Source organism: Cryobacterium sp. MP_3.1 (genome assembly GCF_035984795.1).
Classification (GTDB): Bacteria; Actinomycetota; Actinomycetes; order Actinomycetales; family Microbacteriaceae; genus Cryobacterium; species Cryobacterium zongtaii.
On the sequence record NZ_JAXCHV010000001.1, the window covers coordinates 142,499 to 165,027 of the forward strand.

Annotated in this window: 24 protein-coding genes; 9 read left to right on the forward strand and 15 right to left on the reverse strand. The window is 66.8% G+C overall.

All coding sequences use genetic code 11. From position 1 onward, the window contains the following. Positions 1–53 precede the first annotated feature (53 nt). The gene (locus RCH12_RS00670; protein WP_103459803.1) at positions 54–857 is read right to left on the reverse strand and encodes a TrmH family RNA methyltransferase; all 804 of its coding nucleotides are present in this window, start codon (positions 855–857) and stop codon (positions 54–56) included. A gap of 162 nt (positions 858–1,019) precedes the next feature. Here RCH12_RS00670 and RCH12_RS00675 point away from each other — a divergent pair, with 162 nt between their 5' ends. Both RCH12_RS00675 and RCH12_RS00680 read left to right on the forward strand, forming a co-directional pair. After that, a complete protein-coding gene (locus RCH12_RS00675; protein WP_088456220.1) occupies positions 1,020–1,874 on the forward strand; it encodes a Sir2 family NAD-dependent protein deacetylase in 855 nt (284 codons plus the stop codon). 44 nt (positions 1,875–1,918) lie between these two features. Beyond that, positions 1,919–2,488 (forward strand): histidine phosphatase family protein, encoded by a 570-nt coding sequence (locus RCH12_RS00680; protein ID WP_327015761.1) that lies wholly within the window; start codon positions 1,919–1,921, stop codon positions 2,486–2,488. 10 nt (positions 2,489–2,498) lie between these two features. On the opposite strand, the gene RCH12_RS00685 is transcribed toward RCH12_RS00680, so the two are convergent. Further along, positions 2,499–3,584, reverse strand: coding sequence for a glycosyltransferase family 4 protein (locus RCH12_RS00685; RefSeq protein WP_327015841.1), 1,086 nt, complete (start codon positions 3,582–3,584; stop codon positions 2,499–2,501). A 20-nt stretch (positions 3,585–3,604) separates the two neighbouring features. After that, positions 3,605–4,534 carry an alpha/beta fold hydrolase gene (locus tag RCH12_RS00690; RefSeq protein ID WP_327015762.1) on the reverse strand — a complete coding sequence of 310 codons (930 nt, stop codon included), beginning with the start codon at positions 4,532–4,534 and terminating at the stop codon, positions 3,605–3,607. Positions 4,535–4,680: 146 nt separating this feature from the next. On the opposite strand from RCH12_RS00690, the gene treS reads away from it, so the two are divergent. Then, on the forward strand, positions 4,681–6,378 hold the full coding sequence (gene treS, locus RCH12_RS00695) for a maltose alpha-D-glucosyltransferase (protein ID WP_103459805.1): 1,698 nt from the start codon (positions 4,681–4,683) through the stop codon (positions 6,376–6,378). Positions 6,379–6,442: 64 nt separating this feature from the next. Here treS and RCH12_RS00700 read toward each other — a convergent pair whose 3' ends face one another. The 3 genes from RCH12_RS00700 to glgA form a co-directional block, all read right to left on the reverse strand. Beyond that, complete coding sequence (locus RCH12_RS00700; RefSeq protein ID WP_066595443.1) at positions 6,443–6,694, reverse strand: type B 50S ribosomal protein L31; 252 nt, start codon at positions 6,692–6,694, stop codon at positions 6,443–6,445. 133 nt (positions 6,695–6,827) lie between these two features. Further along, positions 6,828–7,610, reverse strand: coding sequence for an ABC transporter ATP-binding protein (locus RCH12_RS00705; RefSeq protein ID WP_103431850.1), 783 nt, complete (start codon positions 7,608–7,610; stop codon positions 6,828–6,830). A 40-nt stretch (positions 7,611–7,650) separates the two neighbouring features. Next, positions 7,651–8,832, reverse strand: a complete 1,182-nt coding sequence (glgA, locus tag RCH12_RS00710; RefSeq protein ID WP_103431851.1) for a glycogen synthase — start codon at positions 8,830–8,832, stop codon at positions 7,651–7,653. 81 nt (positions 8,833–8,913) lie between these two features. Between glgA and RCH12_RS00715 the strand changes: the two genes are divergently transcribed. Together RCH12_RS00715 and serB are read left to right on the forward strand one after the other, a co-directional pair. Next, entirely contained in the window at positions 8,914–10,158 is a 1,245-nt protein-coding gene (locus RCH12_RS00715; RefSeq protein WP_088456226.1) for a glucose-1-phosphate adenylyltransferase, read from the forward strand. Next, entirely contained in the window at positions 10,155–10,802 is a 648-nt protein-coding gene (serB, locus tag RCH12_RS00720; protein WP_103431852.1) for a phosphoserine phosphatase SerB, read from the forward strand. The genes RCH12_RS00715 and serB overlap by 4 nt, the downstream gene beginning before the upstream one ends. 54 nt (positions 10,803–10,856) lie before the next feature. On the opposite strand, the gene fabG is transcribed toward serB, so the two are convergent. Then, positions 10,857–11,567 carry a 3-oxoacyl-ACP reductase FabG gene (fabG, locus tag RCH12_RS00725; RefSeq protein ID WP_088456228.1) on the reverse strand — a complete coding sequence of 237 codons (711 nt, stop codon included), beginning with the start codon at positions 11,565–11,567 and terminating at the stop codon, positions 10,857–10,859. 177 nt (positions 11,568–11,744) lie between these two features. On the opposite strand from fabG, the gene RCH12_RS00730 reads away from it, so the two are divergent. Genes RCH12_RS00730 through RCH12_RS00740 form a run of 3 tightly spaced genes read left to right on the forward strand, consistent with a single transcriptional unit; the run spans position 11,745 to position 13,179 of the window. Then, positions 11,745–12,113, forward strand: a complete 369-nt coding sequence (locus tag RCH12_RS00730; RefSeq protein WP_327015763.1) for a DUF3099 domain-containing protein — start codon at positions 11,745–11,747, stop codon at positions 12,111–12,113. Next, complete coding sequence (locus RCH12_RS00735) at positions 12,110–12,340, forward strand: hypothetical protein (RefSeq protein ID WP_088456229.1); 231 nt, start codon at positions 12,110–12,112, stop codon at positions 12,338–12,340. The genes RCH12_RS00730 and RCH12_RS00735 overlap by 4 nt, the downstream gene beginning before the upstream one ends. Beyond that, a complete protein-coding gene (locus RCH12_RS00740; RefSeq protein ID WP_327015764.1) occupies positions 12,337–13,179 on the forward strand; it encodes an SURF1 family cytochrome oxidase biogenesis protein in 843 nt (280 codons plus the stop codon). Before RCH12_RS00735 ends, RCH12_RS00740 begins: the two co-directional genes overlap by 4 nt. Positions 13,180–13,249: 70 nt before the next feature. On the opposite strand, the gene RCH12_RS00745 is transcribed toward RCH12_RS00740, so the two are convergent. The 7 genes from RCH12_RS00745 to sufB all read right to left on the reverse strand — a co-directional run bounded on the left by RCH12_RS00745 (position 13,250) and on the right by sufB (position 19,947). Continuing rightward, complete coding sequence (locus tag RCH12_RS00745) at positions 13,250–14,848, reverse strand: ABC-F family ATP-binding cassette domain-containing protein (RefSeq protein ID WP_088456231.1); 1,599 nt, start codon at positions 14,846–14,848, stop codon at positions 13,250–13,252. A gap of 120 nt (positions 14,849–14,968) precedes the next feature. After that, positions 14,969–15,619, reverse strand: coding sequence for a TetR/AcrR family transcriptional regulator (locus tag RCH12_RS00750; RefSeq protein ID WP_165789111.1), 651 nt, complete (start codon positions 15,617–15,619; stop codon positions 14,969–14,971). Positions 15,620–15,789: 170 nt separating this feature from the next. Continuing rightward, positions 15,790–16,119, reverse strand: coding sequence for a metal-sulfur cluster assembly factor (locus tag RCH12_RS00755; RefSeq protein ID WP_088456233.1), 330 nt, complete (start codon positions 16,117–16,119; stop codon positions 15,790–15,792). A 4-nt stretch (positions 16,120–16,123) separates the two neighbouring features. Further along, positions 16,124–16,888 carry a Fe-S cluster assembly ATPase SufC gene (gene sufC / locus RCH12_RS00760; RefSeq protein ID WP_088456234.1) on the reverse strand — a complete coding sequence of 255 codons (765 nt, stop codon included), beginning with the start codon at positions 16,886–16,888 and terminating at the stop codon, positions 16,124–16,126. An 84-nt stretch (positions 16,889–16,972) separates the two neighbouring features. Continuing rightward, positions 16,973–17,299, reverse strand: coding sequence for a non-heme iron oxygenase ferredoxin subunit (locus RCH12_RS00765; protein WP_088456235.1), 327 nt, complete (start codon positions 17,297–17,299; stop codon positions 16,973–16,975). A 2-nt stretch (positions 17,300–17,301) separates the two neighbouring features. Then, positions 17,302–18,528: a Fe-S cluster assembly protein SufD gene (sufD, locus tag RCH12_RS00770; RefSeq protein WP_327015765.1), complete on the reverse strand. Its 1,227-nt coding sequence runs from the start codon at positions 18,526–18,528 to the stop codon at positions 17,302–17,304. Next, positions 18,529–19,947, reverse strand: a complete 1,419-nt coding sequence (gene sufB / locus RCH12_RS00775; RefSeq protein WP_088456237.1) for a Fe-S cluster assembly protein SufB — start codon at positions 19,945–19,947, stop codon at positions 18,529–18,531. It lies immediately after the preceding gene. 285 nt (positions 19,948–20,232) lie between these two features. Between sufB and RCH12_RS00780 the strand changes: the two genes are divergently transcribed. Beyond that, positions 20,233–21,174: a COX15/CtaA family protein gene (locus RCH12_RS00780; protein WP_327015766.1), complete on the forward strand. Its 942-nt coding sequence runs from the start codon at positions 20,233–20,235 to the stop codon at positions 21,172–21,174. A gap of 148 nt (positions 21,175–21,322) precedes the next feature. Here the strand turns inward: RCH12_RS00780 and RCH12_RS00785 are convergent, their stop codons facing one another. Further along, positions 21,323–22,246 carry a heme o synthase gene (locus RCH12_RS00785; RefSeq protein WP_103431858.1) on the reverse strand — a complete coding sequence of 308 codons (924 nt, stop codon included), beginning with the start codon at positions 22,244–22,246 and terminating at the stop codon, positions 21,323–21,325. Between the last annotated feature and the right edge of the window lie 283 nt (positions 22,247–22,529).

Sequence of the window (22,529 nt, forward strand, 5' to 3'; positions counted from 1 at the left end):
TAACCACGGCTGCCGTGCCGGGTTGGCAGGGTCGCCGCGCGCCAGTGAAACGTCTAGGCGCGCAGCGCGTACAGGGCCACGGCGCTGGCCGAGGCCACGTTCAGCGAATCCACGCCGTGCAGCATCGGGATCGTGACCACGGTGTCTGCCGCGGCCAGCGCGGTGTGGCTCAGCCCGTCGCCCTCGGTACCCAGAATCAGCGCCACCCGGTCCGGCGGGTCGTTCGCGAAGACGTCCAGGGAGACGGCATCGTCGGCCAGGGCCAGCGCGGCCAGGTGGAAGCCGTGCTCGTGCAGGACCGTCGCGGCCTCGTCCCATTCGGGCAGGCGGGTCCAGGGCACCTGCAGCACGGTCCCCATGCTCACCCTGACGCTGCGCCGATACAGCGGGTCGGCACAACGTGGGGTGATCAGCACGGCGTCAGCGCCGAGCCCCGCGACCGACCTGAAGATCGCGCCGACATTGGTGTGGTCGACGATGTCCTCGAGTATCACGATGCGCCGGGCACCGCGGATGATGTCGGCCACCGACGCCAGGTCGGGGCGGTGCATGGCCGCCAGGGCGCCGCGGTGCAGGTTGTAGCCGGTGAGCTGCTCCAGGAGTGCCGCCGAGCCCACATAGATCGGAACATCCGGCCAGTCCGCCAACAGACGCTGGGCATCCGGCAGCCACTGCTCCTGTACGAGAACCGAACGCGGCCGATGCCCGGCGGCGAGGGCCCGGCCGATGACCTTGGCCGATTCGGCGATGTACAGGCCGTTCGCCGGTTCGGACACGCGGCGCAGGGCCACGTCGGTCAGGCGCGAGTAGTCGGCGAGGCCGGGCGCATCGAGGTCGGTAATCGGGACGATCTGCACGAAAGCCGCCGCCTTTCTGGGTGGTGTCTGATGCCGGCTGCCGGCGTCGGAAGCTCGAACCGTAACACAGCCGAAAACTGACCAGTTTAGACTCAGAGGACATCGGCGCCACGCCAGCTCCCCCGGGGCCCGGCCGGCGGCGACGGACGAGGATGGAGCATCATGACGGCCGAGACTGTCCTGACGACGTCGGCGGCGGCCGGAGAAGACCTCGACGCCGTGGCCGCGATCCTGCGCGGCCGGCGCACGGCGGTCCTCACCGGCGCCGGGGTGAGCACCGATTCCGGAATCCCCGACTACCGCGGGGCGGGCGCCCCGGTGCGAGTGCCGATGACGTTCCAGACCTTCCTCGCCGACGAACGGGCGCGCAAACGGTACTGGGCCGGCAGCCACCTGGGCTGGCACCGGTTCCGGGCGGCCGAACCCAATCTGGGGCACCGGTCCCTCGTCGCCCTCGAAACGGCCGGCCTGGTCAGCGGCATCATCACCCAGAACGTCGACGGCCTGCACACCCGAGCCGGCTCCCGGCACGTCGTCGACCTGCACGGATCCATGGACCTGGTCGTCTGCCTCTCCTGCGGGCAGGCCTTCGGCCGGGACAGCATCGCCGCCCGCCTGGAGACCCACAACCCGGTGCTGGCGGACCCCGACCAGGTCGAGATCGCACCGGACGGTGACGCCATCGTGGTCGACATCGACAATTTCATCGTGCCGGACTGCTCGGTGTGCGGCGGACTGCTCAAACCCAATGTGGTGTTCTTCGGTGAGCTGGTCCCGACCGGGAAGTTCACCGCGGCGGCCGCGTTGGTGCGGGCGGCGGACGCCCTGATCGTGGCGGGCTCCTCGCTCGCGGTGAATTCGGGGATCCGGCTGCTCGAGCAGGCCAGGCGCCGCAAGCTGCCCATCGTGGTGATCAATCGCGGGCCGACCAAGGGCGACGGGCGTGCCCTGGTTAAACTGGAGGCAGGCACGTCGGAGACGTTCGCCGGGTTGGTGAGCAGACTCACCGACCTCTAGCCGGCCAGCCGCCGAGCAGCACCCGTCCAGCAGAAGGCAGCGTTGTGATCACCAAGTTCGCGATTGTCAGGCACGGCCAGACCGACTGGAATCTCGAAAGACGGATCCAGGGCAGCACCGACATCCCGTTGAATTCCACGGGCCGGGCCCAGGCGGCGGAAACCGGTCTGCGGCTGAGCCGTAGCCACTGGGACGCTGTCGTGACCAGTCCCCTGCTGCGCGCGCACGAAAGCGCCAGGATCATCGCCGGTGAGCTGGACCTCCCGGCGCCGCTCGTTGTTCCCGAGCTGACCGAGCGTCACCACGGCCTGATCGAGGGGCTGACCTTTGCCCAACGCCAGGCGCGGTTCCCGGACGGTTCCTCGGTGCCGGGACTCGAAACCCGCCAGGCCGTGCTCGACCGGGTGCTGCCGGCGTTGGAAGACGTCGCCCGGACCTACGCTGGGCGGGAGGTGGTCGTGGTCTGCCACGGCGGTGTGATCGGCACGCTTCTCCGCTATGCCACGGACGGCACCAGGCCGGCCGCGGGTGAGCTCATCCCGAACGGTTCGATTCACGAGTTCCGCTGGGAGAGCGGCCGGCTCCAGCTGGAGGACGTCGTTTCGGCGCGCTGATAAACCGCGGTCAGCGTCGGTGGGAGGCCGCCTGGGCGCTCTGCAGCACCCGGAGCAGCCGTTCGGCGGACTCGGCCCAGGTGAAACGCCCGGCCTGAATCACGGAGAGCCGTGAACGGCTCAGCCACTCCCCCGGCGCCTCGAGTCCGCGCACCGCGGCCGCCAGCGCATCCGGGTCCAGCGGCGGGACATAGCCGGCCGCATCGCCGCCGATCTCCCGGAAGATGGGGATATCGCTCACCAGCACCGGGATGCCGAGGCTCATCGCCTCGACCAGGGGGATGCCGAAGCCCTCGTCGAGGGACGTCGTCACCAGGGCCGTGGCGCTGGACAGCAGGGAGACGTATTCCTCGTCACTGACTCCGTTGTGGAAGACCAACGTCGCCTGAGGGGAGAGGGCGCTCAGCCGGGCGCGTTCGGCGTCACCGACGCGGCTGAGCAGGTGCAGCTCATACCCGGGAAGGGCCGCGGCTGCTCGCACCAGGGTGTCCACGTTCTTGTAGGGCATGAACGAACCCATGTAGATCAGGCGTGTGGTCTCCGGTCCGGATCGCTCACTCGGCGCCGCCGCCGCGGCGACGGAATCGGCCGCGTTGGGCACCACGGAGACCGGCCGGCGGGTGAGCCGGTGGCGGTTGATCAGCGCGCCGGTGGTTTCCGACACCGTCACGACGCCGTCGGACCGGTTCAGCAGCATCCGTTGGGGCACCCAGGACAGGTGGTACAGCCGCCAGAGCAGGCGGATACCGATGGAGAAGTCTCGCGGCGGGGTGCGATTGCGGTAGTAGATCAGGTCGTGCACGGTCAGCACCAGCTTGTAGCGCCTGCCCCACGAACCCATTGTCTGCATCGGGCTGAACACGATGTCGGGGGCCAGCCGGTTCACGGTCAGGGCCACCAGCGGTTCCAGCGGGCTGGTGGGCGAACGCACGAGCTGCCACGGCAGCGCCGGCAACATTGCCAGCTGCCGGTGGTCGCTGATCAGCATCGTCACCGGATGCAGTCGGCCCAGTTCGGTGACCAGACCGGCCGTGTACCGGCTGATGCCGTCGTGCCGGTCGATCCGGGTGTAGCGGCAGTCGAAGACTATCCGCAGGGGGCGAGAGGCCGAGGCCGTCACGACGCGGCCGCTTCGGGTGCGCCGGCCGGGCGGACCGGATCGAGGAAGGCACGCAGTGCTTGCGCCGCGTCCTCGGGAACTTCGTAGTGGATGAGGTGGCCTACCCCGGGCAGGACGTGCAGCCGGGCATCCGGGAACTGGGCGCGCAGCCGAACCTGGGCGGGCACCGGGGTGATGTCATCCTTCTCGGCGGCGATCAGCAGGGTGCGGGTATCGATGGCGGTGGCGTATTCACTGACGTCGTGGCTGACGGATGCCGTGAACGCCTCCAGCACCACCGTCCGGTCCGCGAAAGCGGAGAAGTACCTGTCGTGCTGGTTGTGGATCCAGCGTCGCCGTTGCCGACTCCGGGTTTTGGCCATGGTGATGCTCATCACCCGCACGATCACCCGGTTGCAAAGGAGCGCGAACCCGAGCCGTTCGGGCAGCTTGGACGCCAGCCAGTAGTAGAAGACGGCAAGCCGGGTCAGGATGCCCCGGGGCCCGGACAGGGCGGGGGCGGCGATCGGGTTGACCAGTACCAGTTCCTGGGCGGGCAGGCCGCCCGGTGCCGCGGCGGCCGCGGCGACGACGATCGACCCGAACGAGTGGCCGAGGACCACGACCCGGCCGGGCAGCGCCAGGAGGCGCAGGAACTCGGCCAGCCAGGCGGCATAGGAGTCGATGGAGTGCGGTGCCGTGTCGAATGCCGCCGATTCGCCGAAGCCGGGTAGGTCCGGCGAGATGATGCGCAGACCCTGGAGCTGGGCGACGACGGCTTCAAGGCCGTGGTGGTCGCCGCGGAACCCGTGCACCATCACGATTGTCGTCGGGCTTGTGGGGTCTCCGTACTCCCAGTAGCGGGTGTCGCTGCCCAGCACGGCGAGGGTGTGGGCGCGCGCGTCCATGAGGGTGAGCAGGTCGGCGTAGGGCGAAGGAACGATCATCGCTCCCAGTTTAGGCTGGCGGCGAGCGAGTGGCCCGACCGAAGTTGCACCGATCGACCTAGAATCGGTCGTATCTGCACCATCCACATCCGCGTCGGGTGGTGGCCGCTCCCGGCCACGGCCGCGTCAGGGACGGAAGGAACGCCGTGAGCTTCACCGCACCCATCCAGCTGCCCGGGTTGACCCTCGATCCGCGGTGGTACCGCCGCGCGGTGTTCTATGAGGTGATGGTCCGGTCCTTCCTCGACAGCAACGCGGATGGCACCGGGGACCTGTCCGGGCTGATTTCGAAGCTGGACTACCTGCAGTGGCTGGGTATCGACGCGCTGTGGATCCCACCGTTCTTCACGTCCCCGCTGCGGGACGGCGGCTACGACGTGGCCGACTACCGCACGATCCTGCCCGAGTTCGGCACCCTCGACGAGTTCAAGGAACTCGTCACGAAGGCGCACGAGCGCAACATGCGCATCGTCATCGACCTGCCGCTCAACCACACCTCCGACCAGCACCCGTGGTTCCAACAGTCCAGGCAGCAGCCCGACGGAGAGTTCGGTGACTTCTATGTGTGGAGCGACGACGACGGCAAGTACCCGGACATCCGGATCATCTTCACGGACACCGAGGACTCGAACTGGGCTTTCGACTCCGTCCGGCGCCAGTTCTACTTCCACAGGTTCTTCTCCCATCAGCCCGACCTGAACTACGACAACCCGGCCGTGCACGACGCAATCCTCGGCGTGGTCCGGTACTGGCTGGACCTGGGCGTTGACGGGTTCAGGTTGGATGCGATCCCCTATCTGTACGAGTCGGACGAGGGCAACGGTGAGGGCGAGCCGCTGACGCACGAGTTCATCAGACGACTGCGGGCCATTGTGGACCGGGACTATCCGGGGCGCATCATGATCGCCGAAGCCAACCAGTGGCCGCGGGAGGTGGCCGCCTTCTTCGGCACCGAGGACGAGCCGGAGTGCCACATGGCCTTCGACTTCCCGGTGATGCCCAGGATCTTCTACTCGCTGCGCTCCCAGCGCGCCGATGAGCTCGTGCGGGTGCTCTCCGAAACGACCGACATCCCCGAGGGCGCCGGCTGGGCGGTGTTCCTGCGTAACCACGATGAACTCACCCTGGAGATGGTCAGCGAGCAATACCGTCAGGCGATGTACGGCTGGTACGCCTACGACCCGCGGATGCGCGCCAATATCGGTATCCGCCGTCGCCTGGCACCGCTGCTGGACAACAGCCGCTCGGAACTCGAGCTGGCCCACGCGCTGCTGTTCTCCCTGCCGGGGAGCCCGTTTTTGTACTACGGCGATGAGATCGGGATGGGCGACAACATCTGGCTGCCCGACCGGGACAGCTCCCGCACGCCGATGCAGTGGACACCGGACCGCAACGGCGGGTTCTCGGCGGCGGATCCCGGCAAGTTGTACCTGCCGGTTGTGCAGTCACTGGTCTACAACTTCGGCCAGACCAACGTCGAATCCCACCTCGCGCAGTCCGGTTCGCTGCTGCACTGGATCCGCAACGTCATCCATGTTCGCACCAACCATCCAGCGTTCGGGTTGGGGTCGCTCACCGTGCTGTCCACCGATCACGAGTCCATCCTGGCCTTCACCAGGGTGTACGCCGGTTCGGGATCGAGCTTCGGCGACCAGCCGGAGACCCTGCTCTGCGTGTTCAGCTTCGCGCACAACCCCGTCGCGTTCCGGATCCAGGAACCCGACCTGGCGGGCACCCGGCTCTACGACATCTTCGGCGGGGCCGTGTTCCCTTCCTTCGACGAGGAGGGCGGGCTCACCCTCACCCTGGGTGCGCAGAGCTTCTACTGGTTGCACTGCGGCTGACCGGAGGGCACAAAAAAGGGCGACCTGCCTTAGCAGGTCGCCCTTCAGGCGTAATGCGGCGTGGTTACTTGCCGAAGCCCTTGTAGCGCGAGTTGAACTTCTCCACGCGTCCGGCGGAGTCCATGATGCGCTGCTTGCCCGTGTAGAACGGGTGCGACTCGGAGGAGATTTCCACGTCGATGACCGGGTACGTGGTGCCGTCTTCCCACTCGATGGTCTTCGAGCTGGAGACCGTCGAACGGGTAAGGAACGTCGCACCCGACGCGAGGTCGCGGAAGACCACGGGAGCGTATGTGGGGTGAATGTCAGACTTCATGGAGACTTCCTTGTTGCGTTTCGATGGGTGGGATCTGGCTCGCCGGTTGCGGCAGAAAAGTGTATCGGTCACGAGGACCAGCTACCGAGTTTAGCAGAATCTTGAGGCCGGGAGTGGCCAGACGCTGGAAAGCTCAGATTGCGCGTGCCGCGTAGCGTCCGTCGGTCTCGGTGAGTTCGATCGGGAGACCGAAAGCCTCGGTGAGAGTGTCGGAGGTCAGCGCCTCGGTCAGGGGGCCTGCGCTGACGACCTTGCCGCCGGCGAGCAGCAGCACGTGGGTGAATCCACGCGGGATTTCCTCCACGTGGTGGGTGACCATGATGATGGCCGGGGAGTTGGGCTCACTCGCGTATCCGCTGAGCAGGCGCAGCAGTTCTTCCCTGGCACCGAGGTCGAGGCTGGCGGCCGGTTCGTCCAGAAGCAGGATCTCCGGGTCGGTCATGATGGACCTGGCGATCTGCACGCGCTTCTGCTCGCCGTCGCTGAGGGTGCCGAACTTACGGTCGGCGAGGTGATCCAGCTTCCATTCGCCGAGGACGCGCTGGGCGCGACGCTCGTCGATCTCCTCGTATTCCTCGTTCCAGCGGCCGGTGACCGAGTATGCGGCGGTCATCACCACGTTCAGAACCGTCTCACCGGCGGGCACCCGGCGGGCCATGGCGGTGGACGCGAAGCCGATCCGCGGACGCAGTTCGAACAGGTCGCTACCGCCGAGCGGCTCTTCGAGGACCTCGGCGGTTCCCTGGGAGGGATGGATGAGCGCGGCCGCGATCTGCAGCGTGGTGGTCTTACCGGCACCGTTGGGGCCCAGGATCACCCAGCGCTGATCGCCGTCGACGCTCCAATCCACTGAGTCCAGGATGGTTGTGCCACCCCGGACGACGGAAACTCCGGTGAAGTGAAGAACGTTGACCATACAGCCATGTTATCGGGCGACGCCCGGGCCCTCGGTCACGCTAGAGCAGCGCGGCGTAAATCTCCCGAGTGCTCGCGGCGATCTGACCCCAACTGAACATTTCCTCAGCACGCACCCGGCCGGCGCGGCCCATCTGCGCCGCCAGGGCGGGGTCGGCCAACACCTCGGTGAGGGTCCTGGCCAGATCGGACACGAAGATGTCAGGGTCGGTCGGGGTGCCGGTGCCGTCGGTGAGCTGGTTGATCGGTACCAGACGTCCCGTCACGCCATCCGCCACGACCTCGGGGATGCCGCCGGTCGCGGTGCCGACGACGGGCAGACCGCAGGCCATGGCTTCAAGGTTGACGATGCCCAGCGGCTCGTACACCGACGGGCAGACGAAAACGGTTCCGGCGGTGAGCACGGCCGACAGTTCGTGCTGCGGAAGGAGCCTGTCGATCCACACCACACCGGAACGTTCGCGCTGCAGAGCCTCGACCAGCTCGGTCACCTCGGCGAGGATGCCGGGGGTGTCGGGGGCGCCGGCACACAGCACGAGCTGCACCTCCGGCGGCAACAGGGCGGCCGCACGCAACAGGTACGGCAGACCCTTCTGGCGGGTGATCCGGCCGACGAACACGACGGAAGGCCGGTCGGGATCGATCCCCAGGGCGCGAACGACGTCATCGTCGGTGGTCGGCTTCCACCGGTCGAGGTCGATGCCGTTGTACACGACGTGCACCCGCGACTCATCCAGCGCCGGGTAGCTGCGGAGGATGTCGGCGCGCATTCCGCCGCTGACAGCGATGACGGCGTCCGCCGCCTCGAAGGCGGTCTTCTCGATCCAGCTCGACACGCGGTAACCGCCGCCGAGCTGCTCGGCCTTCCACGGGCGCAGTGGCTCGAGGCTGTGCGCCGTGACGACGTGGGGCACGCCGTGCAGCAGCTTGGCGATGTGGCCGGCACCGTTGGCGTACCAGGTGTGTGAGTGCACCACATCGGCACCCTGCACGTCCTGGGCCATCTGCAGGTCCACGCCGAGCGTGGTCAGCGTGGCGTTGGCGTCGGCGAGTTCGGCCGGGACGCCGTAGGCGAAGGTGTCGGCTTCGGCCCGCTGGGCACCGAAGCACCGCACGGTGACATCGATGTCGGTACGGAGGGCCTTGACCAGCTCGGCGACGTGGACGCCGGCTCCTCCGTAGATCTCGGGCGGGTATTCCTTGGTAAGCAGATCGACGCGCATGCAGTAAAACTAGCGCAGGCTGAACGACGGACACACCCCCACACGCTGGTCGTTCCCCCCGTATGGCCCTACTGTGAAGGTATGAAGGCCAAGAAGATCTTTGGAATCGTTCTCGCAGGCGGCGAGGGGAAACGGCTGATGCCGTTGACCGAAGACCGCGCTAAGCCAGCTGTGCCGTTTGGAGGGCATTACCGTCTGATCGACTTCGCGCTGTCGAACCTGATCAACTCCGGTGTCACCCAGATCGTCGTGCTCACCCAGTACAAGTCACACAGCCTCGACCGCCACGTCTCGCAGACCTGGCACGTGTCCGGGGGCCTGTTCAACTCCTACATCGCCTCGGTCCCGGCCCAGCAGCGGCTCGGTAAGCGCTGGTTCAGCGGCTCGGCCGACGCCATCCTGCAGAGCCTGAACCTCATCCACGATGAGAAGCCCGACATCGTCGTCGTGGTCGGTGCCGACCACGTCTACCGGATGGACTTCTCTCAGATGATCGAGGCGCACATCGCGTCCGGTGCGCAGGCGACCGTCGCCGCCATCCGCCAGCCGATCGGTCTGGCCGACCAGTTCGGCGTCATCGAAGTGGATGCCGCCACCCCGGACCGGATCAAGGACTTCCTGGAGAAGCCCAAGGACGCCGTCGGGCTCGCCGACGCGCCGCACGAGGTTTTCGCCTCGATGGGCAACTACGTCTTCAACGCCGATGCCCTGATCGAGGCCGTGCGCCGCGACGGCGAACGCACCGATTCCAGCCACGACATGGGTGGTGACATCGTTCCCGACTTCGTCTCACGTGGTGAGGCCGGTGTATACGACCTGCAGCGCAACGACGTGCCGGGGTCGACCGACCGCGACCGCTACTACTGGCGCGACGTGGGAACCATCGACTCGTTCTTCGAGGCCCACCAGGACCTGATCTCCGCCCTGCCGGTGTTCAACCTGTACAACCAGAGCTGGCCGATCTTCAGCCAGCAGCTGAACTCTCCGCCGGCCAAGTTCGTGCGCGACAGCAAGGGCTCCCTCGGCACCGCCATCGACTCCATAGTGTCGCTGGGCTGCGTCATCTCCGGCGCGCACCTGGAACGCAGCGTCGTCGGCCCGTGGGCCGTCATCGACTCCGGCGCCCACGTGGTGGACTCGATCGTGTTCGACAGGGTGCAGATCCGTCCGGGCGCCGTCGTGCACCGCGCCATCCTCGACAAGGACGTCATCGTTGCGGAGGGCGCCGCCATCGGCGTCGACCGGGACCGTGACCTCGCGCGGGGCTTCAGCGTCACCGAATCCGGGATCACCGTGGTCGGCAAGGGCGTGCACGTCCACCCGTGATCCCTGCAGCCCGATTCCTCGTCGTCCTTGATGCCGATTCGACCCTCATCGAGAACGAAGTCATCGAGCTTCTCGCCGACGCGGCCGGTTCCCTCGCCCTGGTGGCCGAGGTGACCGACCGCGCCATGCGCGGCGAGCTTGATTTCGCGGCGAGCCTGCGGCAGCGGGTGGCCACCCTGGCCGGTCTGTCAACGGATGTCTTCGCCGAGGTGGGCGCACTTATCCGCCCCACCACCGGGGTGCGCGCGCTCATCGACGGGTTACACGCCGGCGGTAGCCGGGTCGGGGTCGTCTCGGGCGGCTTCCACGAACTGCTGGACCCGCTGGCCGAAACCCTGGGCCTTGACCACTGGCGGGCCAACCGTCTCGAGGTGCGGGACGGCCGGTTGACCGGCGGTCTGATCGGTCCGATCATCGATGCAACGGCCAAGGCGCACGCGCTCACCGAATGGGCGGCCCTGGACGGCATCGACCTGTGCGGGACCGTCGCCGTCGGGGACGGTGCCAACGACCTCACCATGATGCGGGTGGCCGGCCTCGGAGTCGCCTTCAACGCCAAACCCGTGGTCCGCCGCTCGGCCGACCTGGTCATCGATACCGCCGACCTCAGCCAGGTACTGCCGCTGCTGGGTCTGCGCGGCTGACCCGACCCGGGGTTGCCCGGGTCGGTCCAGTCGTCGGCGGTCGGCGGCTACGGCCTAGTGGCCCATGCCCAGTCCACCGTCGACGGGGATGACGGCGCCGGAGATGTACGCCGCGTCGTCACCGGCGATCCAACTGACTACCCGGGCGACCTCGCTCGGGGACGCGAACCGGCCGGCCGGGATGTTGCGCTTGTACTCGGCCTGCTGCGCCTCGGGCAGCGCCGCCGTCATATCGGTCTCGATGAAACCGGGGGCGACAACGTTCGCGGTGATACCGCGGGCACCGAGTTCGCGGGTGACGGACCGGGCCAGGCCGACCAGGCCGCTCTTGGACGACGAGTAGTTGACCTGCCCGGCGGAACCGTAGAGGCCCACGACGCTGGAAATCAGCACGATCCGGCCGAACCTCGCCTTGAGCATGCCCTTCGAGGCCCGCTTCACCACCCGGAACGCACCACTGAGGTTGGTGTCGATGACCGAGGTGAAGTCCTCCTCCGACATACGCATCAGCAGGGTGTCCTTGGTGATTCCGGCGTTGGCCACGACGACCTCCACCGGGCCGTATGCGGCCTCGATCTCGGTGAAGGCGGCATCGATGGAGGCGTAGTCGGTGACGTCTGCACGCACGGTGAGGCTTCCGGCCGGGCCTTCGCCTGAGCGGGCGGTGATGGCGACCCTGTGGCCCTTGGCGAGGAATTCCTCGGCGATGGCGTAGCCGATGCCGCGGTTGCCTCCCGTTACCAGAACTGTTCGTGCGGTCGCCATGGCGCGGTCCTTTCAGTGGGAACGCCCGCCGATCGGCGGGCACAGATTCATTCAGCTTAGAGCGTCCCGTGAGCGGACCCGGGGAACGGACAGTGGACGTAGTCTTGAATCAGCGCGTAGACAGGCGTAATGGGACCCCGGACGGTTGAGATCGTCACCGTCAGTTGAGCGATGGGCATGATGAAGCAGCAGCAGCAGTCGATTACGACGCTCCCTCTGTCGCCGGAGGAGGAGCGGCGACGCCGCATGATCCGGTACACCGTGACCATGGGCATTCGCATGGTGTGTATCGTGATGATGCTTTTCGTGCAGGGCTGGTGGTTGGTGGTCTGCGCGCTCGGGGCCATCCTGCTGCCGTACTTCGCGGTCATCGCCGCGAACGTGCATGGCGACCAACGGTCCCAGGCCGTGCTGCGTCCCGGCGCGGTGGCCGTGCTCCCCCGCCCCGGCGCGACCGGGCCGGATGACAGCAGCACAGACGGCAGCGCTCCACACGGCCGCGCTCCACACGACAGCGCTCCACACGACAGCAAGGACCCCCGGTGATTGGATTCGGCGCAGCACCGGAAACGACCAGCTGCTCCCGCGCCGGCTGCCGGGACACCGCGCTCTGGCGCCTGGACTGGCGCAATCCCCGCATCCACGCGGAGGACCGGGTCAAGACCTGGCTGGCCTGCGACGAGCACCTCGAGTTCCTGCGTGACTTTCTCCTGACCCGCGATTTCCCCCTCCGGGTGAGTGCTCTCACGCTCGATGAAGCGGAACCGGCGTGAACGGCTGGCGGTTCCTGCTCTCCAGGCAATGGGCCGGCTACCTCGCGCTCACGATCGTGTTCGCCGTCGTGTGTTCGGGGCTGGGCACCTGGCAGCTCGCCCGCCGTGCGGAGGCGCAGGCCGAGATCAGCCGGGTGGATGCGAACTTCGACGCCGAGGGGGTGCCGATCACCGAGGCCCTGCCCACGCTGGACTCCTTCGAGGAATCCCAGAAGTGGTTGCCGGTCACACTGACCGGGACCTATCTCACCGACGAGGAACTCCTCGTGCGCAACCGGCCGCTGAACATCAACCCGGGATTCGAGGTACTCACTCCCCTGCTGCTGACCAACGGTGATGTCTTCATCGTCAACCGCGGCTGGATTCCCACCGGCGAGAACCAGAACGCACCGGACGCCGTACCCCAGGCCCCCTCCGGTGAGGTCACCGTGATCGCCCGCCTCAAGCAGGGCGAGCCGTCACTGGCCGGGCGCAGCGCCAGCGGCAACCAGATCGCCACAATCAACCTGACCGAGATCGCCGAGCGCCTCGGCACCGAGACCTACACCGGTGCGTATGGCCTGATGAAATCGGAGGACCCTGCTCCAGCCGACCGGCCGACGGCCGTCACGCGCCCGGTCCGCGATGAGGGCCCGCACCTCTCCTACGCCTTCCAGTGGTTCGTCTTCGCCCTGATGGCCTTCATAGGTCTCGGCTGGGCCGCCCGGCAGGAGTATCGCACCGTCAACGCCGACGTCCCGGAGGAGCAGGACCGGGCCGCTGAGCGTGCCCGTCGCCAGGCGGCCAGGCCGCGCAGCGACGCCGAGATCGAGGACGAGCTGATCGATCAGCGGCATTGACCCGGTCAGCTCGCCGGGAAACGAAAAAACCCGCCGCCCCGTGAGGGACGGCGGGTTTTCTTGGGTTGCATCAGGCCAGCGTGATCAGGTCCAGGTAGTCCTTGTTCCAGTGGTCCTCCGTGCCGTCGGGCATGATGAGCACCCGCTCGGGGTTCAGCGCCTCAACAGCACCCTCATCGTGGCTGACCAACACCACGGCGCCGGTGAAGTGCGCCAGGGCATCCAGGATCTCTTCACGGCTGGCCGGGTCCAGGTTGTTGGTGGGTTCGTCGAGCAGCAGCACGTTGGCGCCGGAGACCACGATCATGGCCAGGGCCAGACGGGTCTTCTCTCCACCGGAGAGGACCCCGGCAGGCTTGTGCGAGTCGTCGCCGGTGAACAGGAACGAACCGAGCACTCGCCGGGCTTCCATCTCGGTGATGTTCGGGGAGGAGGAGATCATGTTCTGAAGCACGCTGCGCTTCACGTCGATGGTCTCGTGTTCCTGGGCGAAGTAACCGATCCGCAGGCCGTGACCCGGCACGATTTCGCCGGTGTCAGGCTTGTCCACGCCGGCGAGCATCCGTAGCAGGGTCGTCTTACCGGCACCGTTGAGGCCCAGGATGACGACTTTGGAGCCGCGGTCGATGGCGAGGTCGACGGCCGCGAAGATCTCCAGCGAGCCGTAGCTCTTCGAGAGGTCGGTGGCCATCAGCGGGGTACGACCGCACGGGGCAGGCTCGGGGAAGCGCAGCTTGGCTACCCTGTCGACGGCGCGCACGGCGTCGAGGCCGGAGAGCAGCTTCTCGGCGCGGGCGACCATCTGGTGCGCGGCGGCGGCCTTGCTGGCCTTGGCGCCGAACTTGGCGGCCTGCAGCTGCAGGGTCGACGCCTTCTTTTCTGCGTTGGCGCGTTCCTTCTTACGACGGTCGGCGTCGGCGACGCGCTGGCGCTGGTAGTTCTTCCAGTTCATGTTGTAGATGTCGATGACCATGCGGTTGGCATCGAGGTAGAACACCCGGTTGACGGTGTCGCCGACGAGTTCGATGTCGTGGCTGATGATGATGCAACCGCCACGGTAGTTCTTCACGAACTCGCGCAGCCACACCACTGAATCGGCGTCCAGGTGGTTGGTGGGCTCGTCGAGGATCATGGTCTCAGCGGCGGAGAAGAGGATGCGGGCCAGTTCGATACGACGGCGCTGGCCACCGGAGAGGGTGCGCAGTGGCTGGTCGAGGATCCGGTCGGGCAGGTTCAGGTTGCTGGCGATCGACGCCGCTTCGGCCTCGGCCGCGTAGCCGCCGAGCGCGTTGAACTCGTCGGTGAGGGTGCCGTAGCGCTTCATCGCCCGTTCGCTGGTTTTGCTGTCGGTCGAGCCCATCTCGATGCCGGCCTGGGTGAGACCGAGCGAGATGGTGCCGAGCCCACGGGCATCGAGGATGCGGGTGCGGGCGAGCATGTCGGGGTCGCCGGAGCGGGGGTCCTGCGGCAGGTACCCGATCTCACCTGACCGCTCGATCTTGCCCTTGGTCGGCATGGTCTCCCCCGCCAGGGTCTTCGTCAGCGTGGTCTTGCCTGCGCCGTTCCGGCCGACCAGGCCGATCTTGTCGCCGGCGGACACCCGGAAGCTCACGTCCTCCATGAGGACGCGCGCCCCAACTCGGATTTCGAGATCTTGCACACTGAGCACAGCAATAGTCCATTCAGAGGGGAGTCGTGGGAGACGGCCGAACGTGGCCAATTCACCAGTATATTTGCTCGCGCGCCGTTTCTGAGCCGAAGTGTCGGAACCGGTACTGCCGAGGCGGGTTCACCGGGCCGGCAACCGCCCGCTCGGCAGCACTCCGGGCAGCGCGGATCGCAGCCAGGCCGTGTAGGTTTCCCGCGACCAGCCCAACCCGACGACGAGGGTGTGAAACACCTGAGGGTGCCCGAGGGCCCAGATCGACGTCGCCGCCTCGTGGTCGCTCAGGCCGGACCGCAGGCCCAACTGCGCGCGGAGGGCGCCGACGGCTTCGGCGTAGGCGTGCAGACTCCGGGCGGCCATGGTGACTTCGAGTTCGTGGATTTCGGGGTCGGTTCCGGCAGCCTCGTTCACCACCCGGTAGAGCGGCGCGGCCCGTTCGTTGTCGGCGGCGATCCAGCCGGCCAAGGCCCCGACGGCCGCGGCCGGTGTTGCGGCCCCGCTGATGCCGGCGGCGAGCTCGGCCACGGAACGTCCGGCGGCTCTCGATGCGGTGTTGGCCGCGGCGAGAACCGCGGCAAGCACATCCACCTTTGAGCCGACGGTGTTGTAGATGGTTTGGACGGCCACGCCGCCGCGCTCGGCGATGGCGGCGATGGACGTGCCCGCATAGCCGTGCTCCCTCATCAGGTCGGCGGCGGCCGTGACGATGTCCCCCCGGGTGCCCGCCGTCTGAAGGTCTCGGCGGATCTGGCTGCGTGTTCGTGGGGTGTCCATCAGAATAGAATACCCTTCCATCGTTTGGCATGTTGTTCCAGCGCACGATTTGGCGCGGCACCCGCCCCTGGATCGCACGGCGACGCCGGTTAACGCACGAACCGCGCCGGGTGACGGATGCGGCGGCATCCGTCCCGGCGCGGGACAGGTAGTGCGGGTGCTGAGGTCGGTCAGATCGCGAAGCCGAGGGCTCGCATCATGTCGCGGCCGTCGTCGGTGATCTTCTCCGGACCCCACGGCGGCATCCACACCCAGTTGATACGGAACTGCTCCACGACGCCGTCCAGCGCCTCTGCGGTCTGTTCCTCGAGCACATCGGTGAGCGGGCAGCCGGCCGAGGTGAGAGTCATGTGGATGATGAGGGCATCATTCTCGTCGTCCCAACCGAGGTCGTAGATGAGCCCGAGGTCCACGACATTGATGCCGAGTTCCGGGTCCATGACATCCTTGAGGGCCTCTTCGATCTCGTCGAAGCGCGCCGGGGTGAGTGTCGAAACCATGGCTCTAGCCTACGGGCGTCTCGGCGAGGAAACGATCGTAGCCTTCGTCTTCCAAACGGTCGGCAAGCTCCGGGCCACCCTGCTCGGCGATCCGTCCGTCCACGAACACGTGGACAAAATCGGGCTTGATGTACCGCAGGATGCGCGTGTAGTGCGTGATCAGGAGCAGACCGAGGCCGGTGTTCTCCTTGGCCCGGTTCACGCCCTCCGACACGATCTTCAGGGCGTCGACGTCGAGGCCGGAGTCGGTCTCGTCGAGGACGGCGAACTTGGGCTTGAGCAGTTCCAGCTGCAGGATCTCGTTGCGCTTCTTCTCGCCACCGGAGAAGCCTTCGTTGACGTTGCGCTCGGCGAAGCTCTTGTCCATGCGCAGCTTGGCCATCGACTCGCGGACATCCTTGATCCAGGTGCGGATCGCCGGCGCTTCGCCGTCGATGGCGGTCTTGGCCGTGCGGAGGAAGTTGGTCACCGTGACGCCCGGGATCTCGACGGGGTACTGCATGGCCAGGAAGAGGCCCGCGCGGGCGCGTTCGTCGACCGTCATGGTGAGCACTTCTGCGCCGTCGAGCAGGATTGAACCGCTGTCGACGTGGTACTTCGGGTGACCGGCGATCGTGTACGCCAGGGTGGACTTGCCGGAACCGTTCGGTCCCATGATCGCGTGGATCTCGCCCTCGTTGATGGTGAGGTTGACGCCGCGCAGGATCTGCTTGGTGCCCTGGTCGGTCTCGACGCTGACGTGCAGGTCTTTGATCTCAAGAACAGACATTTTTCAGTATCTCTTTCGTTGTCCGCGTGGTGCGGGCTTCAGTGTGTGGGGCCGGCTGCGGCTGTGCCTATTCGGCGGGGCGCATCAAACGGCGATGGTGACCAGAGGATCGATGAAGACGTCGCCGTCGATCAGGTCGACCTTGTAGACGGGAACGGGCTCGTAGGCCGGCAGGGTCAGGGGACGCCCGGTCTGCAGCGAGAACTTCGAGCCGTGCGCCCAGCATTCCAGGGTGTCGCCCTCGACGAAGCCCTCCGACAGCGAGATGTCGCCGTGGGTGCAGGTGTCGCCGATGGCGAAGACGGCCCCGTGGGAGTCACGGACGACGGCGATGTTCACGCCGCCGATCTCAACCTTGATGGCCTCGTTGGGTTCGAGTTCGTCGAGTGCGCAAATCTTGGTGGACGCCATGTTCAGTTGCCTTCTGTTCCGCGGAGCTCGTCTTCGATGGCGCCCTGCAGGCGCTCCTCGAGCGGCTTCGATCCGATGTGCTGCACGATTTCGCTGAGGAAGCCGCGGACGACGAGGCGTCGTGCCTCGATTTCGCCGATGCCCCGGGACTGCAGGTAGAAGAGCTGCTCGTCGTCGAAGCGACCCGTGGCGCTGGCGTGACCGGCACCGAGGATGTCGCCGGTCTCGATCTCCAGGTTGGGGATGGAGTCCGCCCTGGTGCCTTCGGTGAGGACCAGGTTGCGGTTCTGCTCGTAGCTGTCGGTGCCCGGCGCGGTGCGGCCGATCAGTACGTCGCCGATCCACACGGTGCGGGCGCCGGTGCCCTGCAGGGCACCCTTGTAGGTGACCCGGCTGCGGCTGTTCGGTGCGTCGTGGTTGACGTATACCTGCTGCTCGAGGTGCTGGCCCGCGTCGGCGAAGTACAGGCCGAACAGTTCGGTGTCACTGCCCTGACCGGCGAGGTGGACCGACGGGTTGACCCGCACGATGCCGCCGCCGAGGGAGACGACAACGTGCTTCAGGCGGGCGTCGCGGCCGATGGTGGCGAAGTGGTTGGCCAGCTGTACGGCGTCGGCGCTCCACTCCTGCACGGTGACGACCGTGAGGTTCGCGGATTCGCCCACGATGATCTCGACGTTCTCGGAGATGCGGGCGTCGCCGGTGTTCTGCAGGATCACGACGGCCTGGCTGAACGGCCGGGCCTCGATGATGGTGTGCGCGGCACGGGGCGCGGAGCCGAGGTTCGCCCGGGTGAGCGTGACCTCCTTGGCTTCCTCGCCGCTGACGGTGATGGCCAGGGCCGCCTCGAAACTGCTCCAGGCGTTGGCGGCGGCGCGTTCTTCCGGCGCGCCGGCGGTGCCGATGCGGGAATCGGCGCGGTCGACCCAGGAGACGTCGACGTCGGCGTGCGACGCCGTGTCGATGTCATAGGCCGAGCCGTCCAGAACCCCGCCGGTGAGGTCGGTGAACTTGGCAACCGGTGAGAGTTTCCAGACCGCTTCCCTGCCGGTGACGGCGGGGAAGTCGGCGACGTCGAAGCTCTTGAACCTGGCGGATCTGGTCTGCACGGGGACGAAGCCGAAGCGTCCGTCCGAGTGCTCCTTGATGCCGTGCTGCTCCGCGGTGGGCAGAGCCTCTGACGAGGTTGGTGAGGACGTGGGTGCTGTTGAAGTCGAGGCGGCGGACATTTAGCCGACGGATCCTTCCATGCCCATTTCAATGAGCTTGTTGAGTTCGAGGGCGTACTCCATCGGGAGCTCCCTGGCGATCGGTTCGATGAAGCCGCGCACGATCATGGCCATCGCTTCGTCTTCGGGCATGCCGCGGCTCATCAGGTAGAAAAGCTGTTCTTCGCTGACCCGCGAGACGGTGGCCTCGTGGCCGAGCTGAACGTCGTCGACCCGGATGTCGATGGCCGGGTAGGTGTCCGAACGCGACTGGGTGTCGACCAGCAGGGCATCGCAACGCACGGTGTTGGCGGAGTGGTGTGCCGTGGCATCAACGCGCACCTCGCCTCGGTATCCGGCGCGACCGCCGCCGCGGGCGATCGACTTGGAGACGATCGAGGACTGGGTGTACGGAGCCATGTGGATCATCTTGGCGCCGGCGTCCTGGTGCTGGCCGGGGCCGGCGAAGGCGACGGACAGGGTTTCGCCCTTGGCGTGCTCCCCCATCAGGTAGATCGACGGGTACTTCATGGTGACCTTGGAGCCGATGTTGCCGTCGATCCACTCCATGGTGGCGCCCTCGGCGGCCGTGGCGCGCTTGGTGACCAGGTTGTAGACGTTGTTCGACCAGTTCTGGATCGTCGTGTAGCGAACGCGGGCGTTCTTCTTCACGATGATCTCCACCACGGCGGAGTGCAGCGAGTCCGACTTGTAGATCGGGGCGGTGCAGCCTTCGATGTAGTGCACGTAGCTGCCCTCGTCGGCAATGATCAGCGTGCGCTCGAACTGGCCCATGTTCTCGGTGTTGATCCGGAAGTAAGCCTGCAGCGGGATCTCCACGTGCACGCCGGGCGGCACGTAGACGAAGGACCCGCCGGACCAGACCGAGGTGTTCAGCGCGGCGAACTTGTTGTCACCGGACGGAATGACACTGCCGAAGTACTCCTCGAAGAACTCCGGGTGCTCCTTGAGCGCGGTGTCGGTGTCCATGAAGATGACGCCCTGGGCTTCGAGTTCCTCGTTGATCTGGTGGTAGACCACCTCGGACTCGTACTGGGCGGCGACGCCGGAGACCAGGCGCATACGCTCGGCCTCGGGGATGCCGAGCTTCTCGTAGGTGTTCTTGATGTCGTCGGGCAGGTCTTCCCACGTCTGGGCCTGCTTCTCGGTCGACCGCACGAAGTACTTGATGTTGTCGAAGTCGATCTCGGAGAGGTCTGCTCCCCAGGTCGGCATGGGCTTGCGCTCGAAGAGGGCCAGGGCCTTCAGCCGGCGTTCCAGCATCCAGGCCGGTTCCTGCTTGAGGTTCGAGATGTCGGTGACAACCTCGGGCGAGATACCGCGGCGGGCGGAGGCGCCGGCAGCGTCGGAATCGGACCAGCCGAATTCGTAGACCCCCAGCCCGTCAAGCTCGGGTCGGTTCAGCAATACGTCAGACATCTTTACCTCTTCTCCTACCCACATCAACCCGGATATCAGTCCGGTCATTCCCATACCGAGTGCATCGGCCGACCGTTTGGTCGGACGTGCACGGCGGTGCGCGCGTGAGTTGTGTGGATGGCTATGTTGCGTACCTAAGATGAATAGGGCCGATCGTGCGGCGTTGGACGAGTGAACGTCGCGCACACGGAGCCCGTGAAACACCTAATTCTACAGGCTAGTGATCGTATTAGTAGTGCGACCCGGCGTATTCACATACGCGCGCACCAGCAGGGAGCAGAACCCGTGAACCGGATTATCGAGTGGTTGCCCACCCAAGTGGACCGTCGCCTGAGGGTGCTCGGCTGGGTGTACCTCGCCGCGCAGATCTTCCTGGTCGGCACCGGCGGGCTCGTCCGCCTCACCAGCTCCGGCCTCGGCTGCCCCACCTGGCCCAAGTGCACGGCCGACTCGATCGTGAACACGCCCGAGATGGGCATCCACGGTGTGATCGAGTTCGGCAACCGACTGCTGGGTGTTCTGCTCGGCCTCGTGGCGATCGCCGCGTTCGTTGCCGTGCTGCGGATGCGACGCAGCCGCCCGGACCTGTTCCGGCTCACCCTGCTGGCCGGTCTGGGCATCCCGGCTCAGGCCGTCATCGGCGGAATCAGTGTGCTCACCCAGCTGAACCCGTACGTGGTCGGGTTGCACTTCGTGATCTCCGTAGGCCTGGTCGGCCTCTGCACGGCATTCGTCTACAGGCTGTACACCACGCCGGGGCCGCGCGAGCGGGTGGTCCCGCTCGGATTCCTGATCGTGACGCACCTCACCAGCTTCGCCGTGGCGGTCACCATCGCCGTCGGCATCCTCACCACCGGCTCCGGGCCGCACGCCGGCGACGCCGACGCGCCCCGCAACGGGCTGGACTCCGAGCTGCTGCAGCACGTGCACAGCTGGCCCGCCTACGTCACCGTGGCCCTGACCGTCGTCCTGGTCGTCTGGGCCGTCACCCGCCGCCTTCCGGTGCGCCGCTGGGTCGTGCTGCTCCTGGCGGTCGAGATCGCCCAGACCGCCGTCGGCCTCATCCAGGCCAACCTCGGCCTGCCAGCCATCCTCGTCGGTATCCACATGGTGCTGGCCTGCGTGCTCGCGGCGGCGATGACCGCCGTGGTGCTGAACCTCAAGCAGCCCGCGGTGTCGGACGCTCCCCCGGTGCCGCAAGCCCCCGCCGAGTCTCTCGCCCGCTGACCCGCGCCGCACACTCGCTCCCCTGCGCTCCAGGATCCGCGAGAGCGGTGACACGGTCACCTCAGCCTGCTCTAAGCAGCCACCTCCCCCGCTTTCGCGGTCGGCGTGCCCCGAGAGAGCGCGTGGCCCGGCTCGGAGCTGGGCCCGCTTAGAAGGGCAGCAGCGGGTCGACGCCCACGGCGACGAAGACCAGGGTGAGGTACGCGATCGAACCGTGGAACACCCGCATCGGCGACACGTGCTCGTGGCGGATGGCGAGGTTGTAGAGGCGGTGGGTCTCGTAGATGAACCAGGCACCTGAACCGACCGCTACCAGGGTGTAGAGCAGTCCCATTCCGGCTATGGGCACCAGCAGCAGCGAACACGCCACGGTGGCCCAGGCGTACAGGATGACCTGCAGGCCGACCTGCGCGCGTCCGCGCACCACTGACAGCATGGGCACTCCGGCAGCCTGGTAGTCGTCGCGGTACTTCATCGACAGCGGCCAGTAGTGCGGCGGGGTCCAGAGGAAGATGATCATGAACAGGATGAACGGCGGCCAGGACAGGTCGCCGGTCACGGCAGCCCAGCCGATCAGCACGGGCATGCAGCCGGCGACACCGCCCCAGACGATGTTCTGCGCGGTGCGGCGCTTGAGGATCATCGTGTAGAAGACCACGTAGAGCAGGATGGCGCCCAGCGACAGCGCCGCGGCGACCCAGTTGGTGAACAGGGCCAGCCAGGCGATCGAGATGCCGCCGAGCACCCAGGCGAACACCAGGGCCTGTCGGTCGGTGAGTTCGCCGGTGACCAGCGGACGGCCCTTGGTGCGGTTCATCAGGCGGTCGATGTCGCGGTCGAGGTAGCAGTTGAACGCACCGGCCGAGCCCGCGCTGAGCGCACCGCCGATGAGGGTGGCGAGCACCAGCCACAGGTCCGGGATGCCCCCGGTTGCCAGGATCATCGTCGGGGCCGTCACGACGAGTAACAATTCGACGACGCGAGGCTTGGTCAACGAAATGTACGCTCGGATGGTGTTCCGGATCCGTTCGTTACGATCCGTCACCCCCTCTTCACGGGGGTTCTCGGCCATCTCGGGTGCTTCTCGTGCGCTTCGCATATTGCCGCAATTCTAGATCATCCTGCCGTCTCTCACGCCAGGGTCTTCAGTGCGACATCGCCGCAATGCTCGCGAAACAACGTCACCAAGCCGGGGTCCGTATACTTGAATGGCTCGCCAATCTAAGGTGCATGCATCCGTGAGCCACCTGAAACGGGCACTCTCTTGCGCACCTCGATGCCGATAACGACGTCGGCGGGCAATTACTCTCCAGCGGCGCGGGAAAATGAGCGTGCCGCCTTGACGGATTCAGAAG